The organism is Streptococcus sp. 29892 (assembly GCF_032594935.1).
Taxonomy (GTDB): domain Bacteria; phylum Bacillota; class Bacilli; order Lactobacillales; family Streptococcaceae; genus Streptococcus; species Streptococcus hyiners.
In genome coordinates, this window is the sequence record NZ_CP118734.1 from 980230 (window position 1) to 996038 (window position 15809).

Consider the following 15809-nt stretch of genomic DNA (forward strand, 5'->3'; position numbering starts at 1 on the left):
TACCATATTCTGAAAATTTTTGCAAAATCTATCAATTCCTTATGTTAGAAAATATAACATTCCAAGTCATTAAATTGTGAGAAAATTTAATGTTTTTTTGAGAAGATGTCTAGTGTTCCATTGATTAAACTTGTGTTACAATAGTTTTATGAACGATTTAATCAAGCACAAGTTGGAGTTGCTGCCGGATAGTCCGGGTTGTTACCTCCACAAAAACAAGCACGGTAAGATTATCTATGTGGGCAAGGCCAAAAACCTGCGAAATCGGGTGCGGTCTTATTTTCGTGGTGCCCATGATACCAAGACAGAAGCCTTAGTAGCTGAAATTGCCGATTTTGAATTTATCGTGACAGACTCCAATATTGAGGCACTTCTGTTGGAAATCAATCTCATTCAGGAAAACAAGCCACGCTACAATATCATGCTCAAGGACGACAAGTCCTATCCTTTCATCAAGATCACTAAGGAACGCCATCCGCGGCTAATCATTACACGGCAGATAAAAAAGGATGGTGGTCAGTATTTTGGTCCTTATCCTGACGTTAGTGCGGCCAATCAAACCCTTAAACTATTGGAGCGCCTCTATCCTTTCCGCAAGTGTAAATTGCCTGAGAACAAGTATTGTCTTTATTATCATTTGGGGCAATGTTTGGCACACGGGGAAAACCTGCCCAGCCTGTCTGACTATGACAAGATGGCTAAGGAAGTGGCCCAGTTCTTGACAGGTCATGATGATAAGATTGTCAAGGAAGTCCAGGACAAGATGAAAGTTGCTGCTGGCAATCTGGAATTTGAAAAGGCTGCGGAATACCGAGATGTCCTCCAATCCATTTCAACCCTGCGGACCAAGCAGCGTGTGATGGCCCATGACTTGCAGAATCGAGATGTCTTTGGCTACTATGTAGATAAGGGCTGGATGTGTGTACAGGTTTTCTTTGTTCGTCAGGGAAAACTAATTGAGCGGAATGTCAATCTCTTTCCCTACTATAATGATGCGGACGAAGACTTTTTGACCTACATCGGTCAGTTTTACAGGGACCAGCAGCATTTAATTCCATCTGAAGTGTTGATACCGCAGGATATTGACCAAGAAGCCGTAGAAGCTCTGGTGGCGACCAAGGTGCTTAAACCCCAGCGTGGTGAGAAGAAGCAACTCATAGCTCTGGCCACCAAGAATGCCCGTGTCAGTCTGGAGCAGAAGTTTAATCTCCTGGAGAAAAATCTGAAGAAGACCTATGGTGCAGTCGAGAATATCGGTCAGCTTTTGGGAATTCCGACGCCTGTGCGGATTGAGGCCTTTGACAACTCCAACATCATGGGGACCAGTCCTGTGTCGGCCATGGTGGTTTTTGAAAATGGGGTGCCCAATAAAAAAGAATACCGCAAGTACAAGATTAAGACGGTTGAGGGGCCGGATGATTACGCCTCTATGCGTGAAGTGCTGCAACGCCGTTATAGTCGGGTCTTGCGGGACGATTTGACACCGCCTGATTTGATTATCATTGACGGTGGTCAAGGTCAGGTAAATGTCGCCAAGCAGGTCATCGAGCAGGAGCTAGGCATGTCCATTCCTATTGCAGGTTTGCAGAAGAATGACAAGCACCAGACCCACGAATTGCTTTTTGGCAATCCCTTAGAGGTGGTTGAACTACCCCGTAATTCTCAGGAATTTTTCCTTCTTCATCGAATTCAAGATGAAGTGCACCGCTTTGCCATTGAGTTTCATCGTCAGGTTCGGTCAAAAAATTCCTTTTCATCTAAATTGGATGGCATAGAGGGTCTGGGACCAAAACGCAAGCAGACCCTGATGAAGTATTTCAAGTCCATTGGCAATATCCAGTCGGCCAGTCTGCAGGAAATCGCAGAAGCTGGTCTACCTTATAAGGTGGCGGAGAAGGTGAAGGAAAGTTTATCAGATAGAGGTGAGAATTGAAAAAATGGTTCAATTATGGTAGAATAAAATGATATTGCAAAAATAAGGAGAAAGCCATGGCTTTTGGAGAAGTAAAACATAAGAAAACATTTTTTGAGAAGGTGACAATTATCATCGTTATTGTGATGGTGCTAATAACCTTGGCTGGTTTGATTTTACCAGCTATCAATGCATTGATGAATTAAGAACCTGTACACACTTCAGCACTTCTATGGTAAGGTTAGCTTTCAGTTCCTCATTGTTAGTTTTTTTTTCAAAATACAACTGTATTTCCCTAAAAACTGCTTTGTTTAACTTGAAAAGAATTCTTATATTTGAATTTTGCTTGTGATACAGATTATAAAACGCTTCTAAGCGTTTTTTTCTAGGAAAGAATAGGTAAATTATGAGTATGTTTTTAGATACAGCCAAGATTACGGTCAAGGCTGGTAAGGGTGGCGATGGCATGGTAGCCTTCCGCCGTGAAAAATATGTACCCAATGGCGGTCCTTGGGGTGGCGACGGTGGTCGTGGTGGTAATGTGGTCTTTGTCGTGGATGAGGGCTTGCGCACCTTGATGGACTTCCGTTACAACCGTCGTTTTAAGGCTGACGATGGCGAAAAAGGCATGACAAAGGGAATGCATGGGCGTGGCGCAGAAGATATGTTGGTCCGTGTCCCTCAGGGAACTACTGTGCGCGATGCGGAAACTGGCAAGGTTATTACTGACTTGGTGGAGCATGGCCAAGAATTTATCATTGCCCATGGCGGACGTGGTGGTCGTGGTAATATCCGTTTTGCGACACCTAAAAATCCTGCACCAGAAATTTCTGAAAATGGGGAACCAGGTGAAGAACGCCAATTGGAATTAGAATTGAAAGTCCTTGCTGATGTTGGGCTTGTTGGTTTTCCATCGGTTGGTAAATCAACCCTGCTCAGCGTGATTACGGCAGCCAAGCCAAAAATTGGTGCCTATCATTTTACTACTATTGTTCCAAACTTGGGAATGGTTCGGACTAAATCTGGTGAATCCTTTGCAGTTGCAGACTTACCAGGTTTGATTGAAGGGGCTAGTCAAGGTGTCGGTCTAGGTACCCAATTCCTTCGCCATATCGAGCGGACACGTGTTATTTTGCATGTCTTGGATATGTCAGCAAGTGAAGGTCGTGATCCTTATGAGGACTATGTAGCTATCAACAATGAATTGGAAACCTACAATCTTCGACTCATGGAACGCCCACAGATTATTGTCGCCAATAAGATGGACATGCCGGAAGCAGCTGACAATCTGAAAGAATTTAAGAAAAAATTGGCAGCAAACTATGATGAATTTGACGAACTGCCACAGATTTTCCCAATTTCAGGGATTGCTCACCAAGGTTTGGAAAATCTCTTGGAGGCAACAGCAGAATTGCTAGAGAAAACACCAGAATTCTTGCTTTATGATGAATCAGATTTCCAAGAAGAAGAGGCTTACTACGGCTTCAACCCAGATGAACCAGAATTTGATATCAGCCGTTCAGATGATGCCAGCTGGATTCTATCTGGTGATAAGCTAGAAAAACTCTTTACTATGACCAACTTTGACCGTGACGAATCAGTCATGAAATTTGCCCGCCAGTTGCGAGGAATGGGTGTCGATGAAGCCCTCCGCGCGCGCGGAGCAAAAGACGGAGACACCGTCCGCATCGGCAAGTTTGAATTCGAGTTTGTTGATTAACGTAGCAGTTTGACTGCAAGTTAACTTGCAAGTCAAACTACGCCAAGTCCTAGGGGACCTTAGCTAGCTACCTTACTAACTTCCCCCAAATGGTAGTATCGACCATTTGGGTTCCGTTTCGTAACTTTGGATCACATCTAAGTCCTAAAGGACTTGATGTAGTACGGTAGCCGCTATGGCGGTCTACTTACCAACCTTACTAATTCCGTACAGGCAGTAACATCGACTGCCTGTACTCCATGTCGTAACTTGTCCAGTGGAGTGAAACAGTTTGGGGAACTGTTTCAGCTGGTCGCCTTGAAATATGAAAGCGACCACAGAAGCTCGAGCTTAAAAATTCGAAAGCGAGTTAAGCATTTTGACTGCAAGTTAACTTGCTAGTCAAACTACGCCAAGTCCTAGGGGACCTTGGCTAGCTACCTTACTAACTTCACCCAAATGGTAGTATCGACCATTTGGGTTCCGTTTCGTAACTTTGGGATCACATCTAAGTCCTAAAGGACTTGATGTAGTACGATAGCCGCTATGGCGGACTACCTACCAACCTTATTAATTCCGTATAGGCAGTAACATCGACTGCCTGTACTCCATGTCGTAATACATCCGATAAGTTGGCACGGTTTTAACTGGGGAACTCGAAGGCGAGGTAGTCTTGGAATAGACTGTTTCAGTTGCTTTAAACTTGGACGAGTAGAAAATAAGTAATGATAGAAATTTGGAGGTGTCTATGGGTGATAAACCGATATCCTTCAAGGATAAGGATGGAAATTTCGTTTCTGCAGCAGATGTTTGGAATGCTGAGAAATTGGAAGAACTTTTTAACACGCTCAATCCCAATCGTAAATTGCGCTTGGAAAGAGAGCGTATAGCCAAAGAGAAAGAAAATGAGTAAAGTTAGAATCTGCTGGTGTATTGCATGACTGGCAGATTCTATTTTTTTTGTTCAGATGTTAACCAAATTTTGCTATACTAGACATAGAATATTTTAAGAAAGCGTGGTGGCCGAATGAAATTAGTCTATACAGATATTCGTAATCCTCTGACACAGTATCTGACAGAGCAGGCGGCAGTATTTGCCAAACAAGGGAAGCGTGTTTTTTATATTGCTCCTAACTCCCTATCATTTGAAATGGAACGCAAGGTTTTGGAATACTTGCCAGAGCAAGCAACTTTTGACATCATCGTGACACGTTTCGGTCAATTAGGACGTTATTTGTTGATTGATAAGATAGAGGAAAGGCAGTCGCTTGATGATGTAGGCTTGGCCATGGTTTTTTTCCGTGTCTTATCACAGTTTAAAGATGGTGATTTGAAAGTCTATGGGCGTTTAAAGACAGATTTTGGTTTTATCAATCAACTAGTAGCACTATATAAAGAGTTGCAAGGGGCCAATATGTCTGTCTTAGACTTGGAAGCCATGGATTCTCCTGACAAACAGGCTGATTTGACCAAGATAATTCTGGCAGTAACTGATGTTTTGGTCAAAGAAGGCTTTGAGCACCGATCCAAGTTAGCACAGCTGATTAGTATGATTGAAACAGGTCAGTTAGATCAGCAGTTAAAAGAAATAGTCCTTGTTATAGATGGCTTTTCTCGTTTCTCAGCAGAAGAGGAGGCCTTGGTAAGCGCCTTAAATGAACGGGTATCGGAGATTCTGATAGGTGTTTATGCTAGTAAAAAGGCTGTAAAGGCAGCTTATATTGAAGGAAACGTTTATCAGGCCAATGTTGATTTTTTGCGTCACTTATCTGCCCACTTTAGCAGCAAAATTGACTACATTGGTCAGGAGCCTGTTTTGGATAGTCTAGGTAAAATTTCCAAGAATCTGGAATGTCATTACGATTATAGTGGTTCTCAGCTCGCCCTAACGGAGGCAGATCAAAGCAAGATTGAGATTTGGAAAGTTATCAATCAAAAAGCTGAAGTGGAGCAGGTTGCAATCGCCATTCGTCATCTACTTAGCAAGGGTGTTCGTTACAAGGATATTCTTTTGTTGGTTGGCGATGTTGATAGCTATCATTTACAAATTGGCAAGGTGTTTGATAGATTTGACATCCCCTACTATTTGGGGAAGGCAGAAGAGATGAGTCACCATCCTCTCGTGCATTTTGTTGAGTCACTCCAACGCTTGCGTCGCAATCGTTTCAGACCAGAGGACCTGCTCAACCTTCTCAAATCAGGCTTGTACGCCAGTATTTCTCCAAAGGAACTGGATCTTTTTGAATCTTATGTGCAATTTGCAGATATGAAGGGCCAGGCTGCTTTTTCACGGCCCTTTTTGGTCAATAGCAGAGCAGACTATGATGTGGAGATAATTAAAGAGAAGGGTCTTATCTATGATTTGAATGTCTTAGAACCTCTGCGGGCCAAGATTATGGAGCCTTTGCTGACCTTGTTTAAGGCTGGTCCGCAAAAGGCTAGTAGTCTACTAGAGAAATTTATGGTCTTTTTAGAGGCTGTTCAGCTAACTCAAAATATGGAAGTGCTCACTAAAGGGCTAGGTGAAGCAGAGCAGGATAAGGCGAAACAAGTCTGGAATAGCTTTATCCATACTCTTCATTCTCTTCGTCAGATTTTTGGTAATGAAAAAATGAAGTTGGATGATTTTCTGGCTATTTTACAGGCTGGAATGCAGGCCAGTCAGTATAGGACTGTTCCAGCAACAGTCGATGTGGTCAATGTAAAATCCTATGATTTGATTATGCCTCATACTGCCAAGTACGTTTTTGCTATCGGTATGGGACAGGCTAATTTCCCAAAAGTTGCTAAGAATACCAGTCTGTTGACCGAAGAAGAGATGGCCAAGGTCAATCTGGTATCAGCTAGCTCCTCTCGTTTTGACTTGGTCAGTCGTGACAATATTAAGAAAAACCACGCTACCATGATATCCTTACTAAATGCGGCTACGGAACACTTGGTTCTTTCTGCACCTCAGATATACAATGAAGGTGAAGATCCTCAATCCCCTTATATAGGCCTTCTCGTCGAGCTGATGAAGTTTCAAGTGATACCGCATGGTCGAATACTCAGTCCAAATCCTCAAGATGTCGGTTACTATAAAGGCTTGCTCTCTCAGCTAAAAGAGCCAGCCCTCTCAAGCCTTGAACAAGATTGGCAAGGTCAATCAGCTTTTTGGACGACTTTGGTATCCGAGCTAAAAGAAAAATTTGCAGCAAAAGATCTTTCTATTCCTGAAATCAAGGATGATATCAGTCCAGTCGCCTTAAGTGAAGATACTCGAGCAGTTCTCTATCCAGCAGATAAGCCTTTAAAACTATCGGCCTCTAGTTTGACCAATTTTTACAATAACCAGTATCTCTACTTTATTCGCAATATCCTACGCTTGCGGGAGCAGGAAACCATTCATCCGACAGTGACCCAGCACGGGCTCTTTCTACATCGTGTCATGGAACGCTTTGCTATGGACAAATCTAGTGATAGTTTTGAGCAGAAGTTGGATAAGGCTATTTCTGACACTCACAATGAAGCGGAGTTTAAGATGTTTTATAGTCAGGATGCCGAAGCGGAGTTCACGGGGCAAGTTTTAGATACGATTGCTCGCTCTACAGCGACTGTTCTAAGGGATAATGATTTGGTCGCTATTGATGGTCAGGAAAAGAGTTTCCGTGAGGAACAAGCTATTAAAATCCTAGATACTCAGGTCAATCGGCCAATTCATATCAATGGTACCATTGACCGCTTGGATACTTTATTGATAAATAATGCTGTAGGTATCGTAGATTACAAGTCCAGTGATCAGACCTTCTCATTGGCTGATTTTTACAATGGTTTGAAACCCCAATTGGTCACTTATTTGGAAGCTGTGCGCCATCTGAAAGAAACAAAAGAAAAGGCTGCTTTTGGAGCTATGTATCTACATTTACAAAATCCTCTTATCCGATTAAAGGATACGAAGAATATGGAAGACATAGAGCAGCTTGCCAATACCAGTTTAGTCTACAAGGGTTTATTTATTAAAGGGGAAAGTCAAGGTCTTTCATCCCTTTATAAGACAGAGAAGCAGACCTATGAGAAAGAGGAATGTGATATTCTACTGGAGCATAATCGACATCTCTATCAGAAGGCTGCTGAGGAAATTCTCAATGGTCGCTTTGCTATTAACCCTTATACAAAAGATGGACGTTCGGTTGCTGGTGAGCAACTGAAGGCCATTACTGGTTTTGAGGCCGATCGACATATGGGAATGGCTCGTCGTTTGGTCAAAGAAACAAAACGAGAGAATTGGCTAGAGAGAATGAAAGGAGAAGAGGACTAATGGCTTTTGAACCATTTTTAAGTGCAGAAGAAATTCGTGCTATTCAGTTGGAGGAGGCTGCTTCTGCAAAGAAGCCCAAGCGGACACCTGAGCAGATTGAAGCCATTTATAGTCATAGTCAGAACATACTTGTTTCAGCGTCAGCTGGTTCTGGCAAGACCTTTGTCATGGTGGAGAGGATACTGGACAAGCTACAACGTGGTGTGGGGATTGAAGAGCTTTTTATCTCTACTTTTACAGTTAAGGCAGCAGGTCAGCTAAAGGATCGGATTGAGGAAAATCTTAATAAAACCATTGCTGCGACTAGCGATATGGACTTGAGGCGACACCTATCAGCTCAGTTGGCTGATTTGACCAAGGCTGATATCGGGACCATGGATTCTTTCACGCAGAAATTAGTCACGACCTATGGCTATAGTCTGGGTATTTCGCCCCAGTTTCGTATCCTACAAGATGAGGTTGAAAAATCTAGTTTCAAAAAAGAAATTTTTAGTCAGATTTTTGCAACCTATTTAGAAAATGACAAATCAGGGGACTTTCGGAAGCTGGTCAGCAATTTTTCAGGTAGTCGGAAAGACAATAGCGGTTTTCGCACGGTTGTCTACCAGATTTATGATTTTAGCCAATCAACTAGCAATCCGACCCAATGGCTAAAAGAAAAGGCTGTTCAGTCAGAACTTTATAGCCAGGAAAAAATTGACCAGATGCTTGAGCAAGACTATAAGCAAACTGTTTTGGACCAACTCCATCAATCAGGGGACTTTTTCCGTCATCATATAGAGTGGGGCAAAAAAGATTTTGGCTCTGCTCCATATTTTGCTAATGTTGAAGAGGTTGTGGGTCTTTTGACAGATTTAGATGGCTTGGGGCTAAAGGACTTGACGGAACGGGTTGAAAAAATTCTACTCATCAATAGCCAGTCCAATGGCAGGGGGTTGACAAATGCTAAGCGTCCTAAGGATGAGCATTTACTAGCTTTTAAGGAAGAATATAATGCTGGTAAGAAACAAATTATTGAAGGCTTGCGGGAGTTAGGGCAGGAAGCCTATGAATTGAACTTGCTTAAAGACTACCAGCTTCAAGCTCTGCCTTTGTTGGAGCTTCTGCGTGATTTTGTTTTGGATTTTTCACAAGCCTATTTGGAGTTGAAAATCAGGGAAGCTGCCTTTGAATTTTCGGATATTGGGCATTTTGCCATTCGGATTTTAGAGGAAAACGAGGACATTCGCCAGTATTTCCAAGACAAGTACCATGAGGTAATGGTGGACGAGTACCAAGACAATAACCACAGTCAAGAGCGAATGTTGGATTTGCTGTCTAATGGGCACAATCGCTTCATGGTAGGGGATATCAAACAATCAATCTATCGCTTCCGTCAGGCTGATCCGATGATTTTCCAAGAGAAATTTGAACTTTATCAGTCTAATCCAGAGGCAGGAAAATTGATATTACTCAAGGAGAATTTCCGCAGCAGTATCGAGGTTGTAGAAGCGACTAATGCGATTTTTACTCGCCTTTTGGATAAACAGGTGGGTGAAATTAACTATGATGGCAGCCACCGCCTAGTCTTTGGTAATAGTGAAAAACCTACTTATAAGCCAGAAAATCAGATGGAGTACTGGCTCTATAGTCAGAAGGAAGATAAGTCTGATACAGAGGATAGGGAAGAAGAGGTGGCCATATCAGCTGGCGAAGTTGAAATGGTGGCTAAGGAAATCTTACGTCTGCATAAGGAGAAGAACGTAAAATTTGAAGACATTACACTATTAGTCCAAAAACGAACCCACAATCATCTGATTACAAGCATTTTTGACCGGTATGGTATTCCCTTAGTGGCTGATGGTGGGTTAACATCCTATCTGAAATCCTTGGAAGTCATGGTCATGCTAGATACCTTGCGGGTAATTAACAATCCGCTCAATGATTATGCCCTAGTAGCCCTTCTCAAATCTCCTATGTTTCGATTTGATGAGGATGAATTGACCCGCATTTCCCTACAGGCTAATACAGGATTTTTCTATCAAAAGATGGAAGAAGCGAAACAAATAGAAGGTATCAAAGATGATGCGGACCAAGAGAATTGTGCTAGGAAAAGCTTGATTACAAAAGGTTTGCAAACTAAGATTAGTCATTTTTTGTCAGTATTGGATAGCTGGCGTTCTTTTGCCAAGCTACATTCTATCCATGATTTGATTTGGAAGATTTTCAATGAAAAATTCTACTACGACTATGTAGCTACTTTGCCAAATGCCAGCAAGCGACAAGCTAATCTTTACGCCCTGGGTTTGCGTGCTCATCAATTTGAAAAGACTGGTTACAAGGGATTATCTCGCTTTATTGCCATGATTGATCGTGCCTTAGCCAACGACAAAGACTTGGCAGATGTTCAAGAATTTGTTCCGGAAAACGCAGTGCAACTCATGACTATTCATAAGTCAAAGGGGTTGGAGTTCAAGTATGTATTTCTTATGAATATTGATAAGAAATTTAACTTAGAGGACCATTACCAGTCTGTTATTATCAGTCGAAAAAATGGACTTGGGGTTCAGTATCTGGCAGACATGAAAAATCGAGTAAGGAGTTCATTACCCCAGGTGCGCGTGCTGATGAATACTCTTCCCTATCGTCGTAACTTGCAAGAGCTGAAAATTGCCAATCTATCTGAACAAATGCGCTTGCTCTATGTAGCCCTGACCCGAGCCGAGGTAAAACTCTACTTGGTTGGAAAAGGGGACAAAGAAAAACTATCTGTCAGGTATGATGGCAAACAAGAAAATGGTGTCTTGGCTAAATCAACAAGAGAAAATATGGTCAGCTTTCAAGATTGGATACTAGCCATTGATGCTGCCTTTACTGGTCAAGACCTTCACTTCAAGAAAAGATTTGTGACGGATGAGGACATGGTAGAAGACAGTGAACAGGGGGGAGGCCACCAAGAACAGACAGAGCAAGAAACTGTGGAAGAAAGTACGAAAGTAGCAACTGAAACCGTAGAGGTTACTGTGTCTGAACAGTTACTACTAGAGCAAGCTGACCCAACTGATCAAGCCAAAGAAGTGAAGTCAGATCGAATAGAAAAAATCCAGTTAAAAGACATTGAGATTGGTTTGAAATTATTGTCTTCTGTCCAAGAGTTGAACGAAGGCTATAAGGCTGCTATAGAATTACCAAGTTTACGCACTCCAAGTCAAATCAAGAAACTCTATGAGCCTATTTTGGAACAAGAAGGAATGGAAATCATGGATAAGTCCGATACAAGGCAGGGCTTGGCAAAATCCAAAACAAAACGGACTTTCAACTTGCCAGATTTCTCCAAGAAACCAAAAATTACTGGAGCTCAAGTCGGTTCAGCAGTCCATGAACTCATGCAACGCTTGGACTTGTCTTGGTTGGTGACAGAAGATACGGTAAGAGAAGCTCTAGAAGCTGTTCATGCAGATCAGGCTGTTAAGGACAAGATTGATATTCAAAAGATCTTGGATTTCTTTGATACAGACTTGGGTCAGGGAATTCTAGCCAATACCGACAAACTACACCGAGAAGCTCCATTTGCAAGTTTGCAGATAGATCCTGTATCACAGGAACAATTTGTCCTTCGCGGGATTATCGATGGCTACCTACTCTATGATGATCACATTGTCCTCTTTGATTACAAGACAGACAAGTATGACCAGCCAAGCCAACTTAGCCAACGTTACCAAGCTCAAATGCAACTCTACGCAGAAGCATTGAAAAAAGCCTACAAGATAGATCGTGTAGACTGTCATTTGATTTTGCTTGGTGGGGAGAAGATTGAAGTGGTAGAGGTCAAGGTAAATTAAAAGCGAGTGATTAAACTCGCTTTTTCTGTTTGGTTAGATTGAGGCCGAATGGAACTAAATTTTCTTCTTTTTTCAAAATCCGCTGGATATTTTCCTTGTGTCGAACGATGACAAAGAGCCCCAAAAAGACGATGATAATGGTAAAGAGCCAGTCGTAGCTAGGTAGGATAAATTTTAGTGCTGGAAATAGCAGAGCTCCTAAGATGGCTAAGGCTGCTGCCAAAACACTAGAGAATGACACCATGGATGTCAAGTAGAGGGAGCTGGCAAAGATTAGAATGAGATAGAGGCAGAAAGCAGGTGCAACCCCTAAAAGCATACCAGCAGATGTGGCAACAGCCTTTCCGCCTTTGAATTGGGCAAAGATGGGGAAAGTATGTCCTAAAACAGCCATCAATCCAAAGACAATCGGAGAAATTCCTTGGGCATGAAAAATAATTGGGAGCAGTGCTGCCAAGGTTCCCTTGAGGAAATCAATCAGAAAGACGACAGTGCCCGCCTTCTTACCGAGAATACGGAAGGTATTGGTGGTTCCTGTATTGCCTGAACCATGTTCGCGGATATTGATCTTGAAAAAAGCCTGACCAATCCAAAGTCCTGATGGAATAGAACCTAATAAATATGCGACGAATAATAAAATAAGATTGACTAACATGCTTCCATTATAGCACAATTTCCTTTGAATTCTCCTCAAATGCGTTTTCTTAGCTGTTCCAGCCGAAAGTTAGCAGAAAAATTTTGCAAAAATGCTCAAAAACTTGTAATATAGTAAGGATGACAAGTATGGAGGTCAGTTTTGACTAAGAAAGAGATTAACATAAATAATTATAATGACGATGCCATTCAGGTATTAGAAGGGCTAGATGCTGTTCGCAAACGCCCTGGTATGTACATCGGCTCCACAGACGGAAATGGTCTGCACCACATGGTCTGGGAGATTGTCGATAATGCTGTCGACGAGGCCTTGTCTGGTTTCGGTGACCGAATTGACGTGACCATTAACAAGGACGGTAGTCTGTCCGTTTCCGACCGTGGACGTGGAATGCCTGTCGGTATGCACGCAACAGGCAAGCCAACCGTTGAAGTTATCTTCACCGTTCTCCACGCAGGTGGTAAGTTCGGTCAAGGTGGCTACAAGACTTCAGGTGGTCTGCACGGGGTTGGTTCTTCGGTGGTCAATGCCCTGTCCAGTTGGTTGGAAGTGGAAATTACCCGTGACGGTGCTGTTTACAAGCAACGGTTTGAGCAGGGTGGAAAGCCAGTCACGACCTTAGAGAAGATTGGTACCGCTCCAAAATCAAAAACAGGTACAAAAGTTACCTTTATGCCTGATGATACCATCTTTTCAACGACTGATTTCAAGTTCAACACCATTGCCGAACGTTTGAAAGAGTCAGCCTTCTTGCTCAAACAAGTCACCATGACCTTGACAGATGAGCGGACGGGCGAGCAGGAGGAGTATCACTATGAAAATGGCGTTCAAGACTTTGTATCCTACCTCAACGAAGACAAGGAAACCCTGACGCCAGTCCTCTATTTTGAAGGAGAAGATGCAGGTTTCCAGGTTCAAGTGGCCATGCAGTACAACGATGGTTATTCAGACAACATTCTCTCCTTCGTTAACAACGTTCGGACCAAGGATGGCGGTACCCACGAAACAGGTCTCAAACTAGCCATTACCAAGGCCATGAACGACTATGCTCGTAAGACTAATTTGCTCAAGGAAAAGGACAAGAACTTAGAAGGCTCAGATTACCGTGAAGGTTTGTCTGCGGTCCTCTCTATCCTTGTGCCAGAAGAGCATTTGCAGTTTGAAGGACAGACCAAGGACAAGCTGGGCAGCCCGCTTGCTCGTCCTGTGGTGGACGGCATTGTATCGGACAAGCTGACTTTCTTCCTTTTGGAAAATGGCGAGCTAGCATCTAATCTAGTTCGTAAAGCCATTAAGGCGCGTGACGCCCGCGAGGCTGCGCGTAAGGCGCGTGACGAATCCCGAAACGGTAAGAAAAACAAGAAGGACAAGGGGCTTTTATCAGGAAAATTAACCCCAGCCCAGTCCAAAAATCCAGCCAAAAACGAACTCTATCTGGTCGAGGGAGATTCGGCCGGAGGCTCTGCCAAACAAGGCCGTGATCGTAAATTCCAAGCCATCCTACCTTTGCGTGGTAAGGTTATCAACACTGCCAAGGCTAAAATGGCGGACATCCTCAAAAACGAAGAAATCAACACCATGATTTACACCATCGGTGCAGGTGTTGGTTCAGACTTTACGCTGGAAGATGTCAACTATGACAAGATTATAATCATGACCGATGCGGATACGGACGGTGCCCACATTCAGACTCTCTTGCTGACCTTCTTCTATCGCTATATGCGACCGCTAGTAGAAGCAGGCCGGGTTTATATCGCCCTTCCGCCCCTCTACAAGATGTCAAAAGGTAAGGGCAAGACAGAAAAGATTGCTTATGCTTGGTCTGATGGGGAATTAGAAGATCTCCGCAAGGATTTTGGCAAGGGCTTTATCCTCCAACGCTACAAGGGTCTTGGTGAGATGAATGCCGATCAGCTCTGGGAAACGACTATGAACCCTGAAACTCGTACCCTTATCCGTGTCACCATTGAAGATTTAGCCCGTGCTGAACGCCGTGTATCTGTCCTTATGGGCGACAAGGTCGAGCCACGCCGCAAGTGGATTGAGGACAATGTTAAGTTTACATTGGAAGAGGCGACAGCTTTTACTAAATAATCTCAGGGAAGTTGAGGTGCAGTATGGTTTTAGAAAATAAATTGGGGATTGAAAATTCGGCTGAATTAGCCCGTCTTGAAGAACAAATCAGCAAGAAAAAAGCAGCTCAACTGTTCGAAACTGGGCAATTGTTCCAGATAGAAGTTGGAACCTTTGCAGGTTTGGCACAAATTCATCAGGCTTTATTTGAGGATATTTACGACTTTGCAGGTAAAATTCGTGATGTAAACATTGCCAAGGATAACTTTCAATTTGCCCCTCGTATTTTTCTGGAGCAGTCATTGGCTTATATTGACAAGCTACCACATGAAACCTTTGATGAGATTATTGACAAGTATGCAGATATGAACATTGCACACCCATTCCGTGAAGGAAATGGTCGCAGTATGCGTATCTGGTTGGATTGTATGCTACGGGATAGGTTGGGCAAGGTAGTTGATTGGAATAGCATTGATAAAGATGAGTATTTCAATGCCATGGTTAGAAGCCATGTGTCAACAGGCGAACTCAAATATTTGTTGTTACACGCTTTGACTGACGATCTTGGGCAAGCAACCTATTTTAAAGGTATCGACCATTCCTATTACTATGAAGGATACAACCTCTATCGGACAGAGGATTTGTAAGTCTAGCACAAGCAAACTATGTGAGGTGTTTTATGCCACTAAGAGTAAAATTAACTGACCGTTTTCAAAAACAGCTGACTGAATGGGCTCGAAAGCGTAAGCCATTTAAAAACAAACAGGAATTAGAGGAAAAGTTTGACCAGGCGCTTGAAACTTGGAAATCGTCCAAGACTAGAGAACGGGCAGAGGCCTTGTTGTCTGATCAAGGGAAATTGGAACATTTTCTACAAGATATCGAGAAGAAATTGGCGCGACTACCATTTGGCGGGGACAAGTTTTCAGCCATTCCGGGGATGATTTCCATGGTTAGAAGCTATGTTAAGCGAGAATATACAACCTTACCAAAAGGAGCTATTTTGGCTACAATTGGTGCCTTAATTTACTTTTTCAGCCCACTGGATGCTTTGCCTGATTTCCTATTCGGACCAGGTTTGCTAGATGATGCCTTTGTCCTTAATGCCTGCCTCAAATTAGTTAAGTCAGATGTGGATGATTTCAGAAACTGGCAAGCAAGGAAGCGGACGGTGGAAGAGTAGCTCTGCTATTTTCAAAAAATTTAGAAAAGAAAATACTCACTTTTAAAATAATTATTTCAATTAAATCAGTGAGTATATGAAATTACTTTTTTGAATTAATCAAGTATTTTATTGATGTATCAAAAACGGTTTAGTAATCGAATAAGGAAATTATTCTGACTTAATTAGGAGT

Annotated in this window: 10 protein-coding genes; 9 read left to right on the forward strand and 1 reads right to left on the reverse strand. The window is 42.7% G+C overall.

Annotated features, from left to right (window positions below; genetic code table 11):
* Positions 1-148 precede the first annotated feature (148 nt).
* From uvrC to addA, 6 genes are all read left to right on the forward strand, one after another.
* On the forward strand, positions 149-1933 hold the full coding sequence (gene uvrC / locus PW220_RS04940) for an excinuclease ABC subunit UvrC (protein WP_248054270.1): 1785 nt from the start codon (positions 149-151) through the stop codon (positions 1931-1933).
* A gap of 56 nt (positions 1934-1989) precedes the next feature.
* Positions 1990-2118, forward strand: a complete 129-nt coding sequence (locus tag PW220_RS04945; RefSeq protein ID WP_248054268.1) for a DUF4044 domain-containing protein — start codon at positions 1990-1992, stop codon at positions 2116-2118.
* A 200-nt stretch (positions 2119-2318) separates the two neighbouring features.
* A complete protein-coding gene (obgE, locus tag PW220_RS04950; RefSeq protein ID WP_248054265.1) occupies positions 2319-3632 on the forward strand; it encodes a GTPase ObgE in 1314 nt (437 codons plus the stop codon).
* A gap of 727 nt (positions 3633-4359) precedes the next feature.
* A complete protein-coding gene (locus PW220_RS04955; protein ID WP_105117801.1) occupies positions 4360-4524 on the forward strand; it encodes a hypothetical protein in 165 nt (54 codons plus the stop codon).
* A gap of 114 nt (positions 4525-4638) precedes the next feature.
* Positions 4639-7908, forward strand: coding sequence for an ATP-dependent nuclease subunit B (rexB, locus tag PW220_RS04960; RefSeq protein ID WP_248054263.1), 3270 nt, complete (start codon positions 4639-4641; stop codon positions 7906-7908).
* Positions 7908-11729 (forward strand): helicase-exonuclease AddAB subunit AddA, encoded by a 3822-nt coding sequence (gene addA / locus PW220_RS04965; RefSeq protein WP_248054261.1) that lies wholly within the window; start codon positions 7908-7910, stop codon positions 11727-11729. Before rexB ends, addA begins: the two co-directional genes overlap by 1 nt.
* 10 nt (positions 11730-11739) lie before the next feature.
* Here addA and plsY read toward each other — a convergent pair whose 3' ends face one another.
* On the reverse strand, positions 11740-12384 hold the full coding sequence (plsY, locus tag PW220_RS04970; protein WP_248054259.1) for a glycerol-3-phosphate 1-O-acyltransferase PlsY: 645 nt from the start codon (positions 12382-12384) through the stop codon (positions 11740-11742).
* 141 nt (positions 12385-12525) lie between these two features.
* Here plsY and parE point away from each other — a divergent pair, with 141 nt between their 5' ends.
* The 3 genes from parE to PW220_RS04985 are packed head-to-tail and all read left to right on the forward strand — an operon-like array spanning position 12526 to position 15637.
* Entirely contained in the window at positions 12526-14475 is a 1950-nt protein-coding gene (gene parE / locus PW220_RS04975; RefSeq protein ID WP_024377843.1) for a DNA topoisomerase IV subunit B, read from the forward strand.
* A 23-nt stretch (positions 14476-14498) separates the two neighbouring features.
* A complete protein-coding gene (gene fic, locus PW220_RS04980) occupies positions 14499-15101 on the forward strand; it encodes a protein adenylyltransferase Fic (RefSeq protein WP_248054257.1) in 603 nt (200 codons plus the stop codon).
* Positions 15102-15133: 32 nt separating this feature from the next.
* Positions 15134-15637 (forward strand): YkvA family protein, encoded by a 504-nt coding sequence (locus PW220_RS04985; RefSeq protein ID WP_248054255.1) that lies wholly within the window; start codon positions 15134-15136, stop codon positions 15635-15637.
* Positions 15638-15809: the final 172 nt, after the last annotated feature.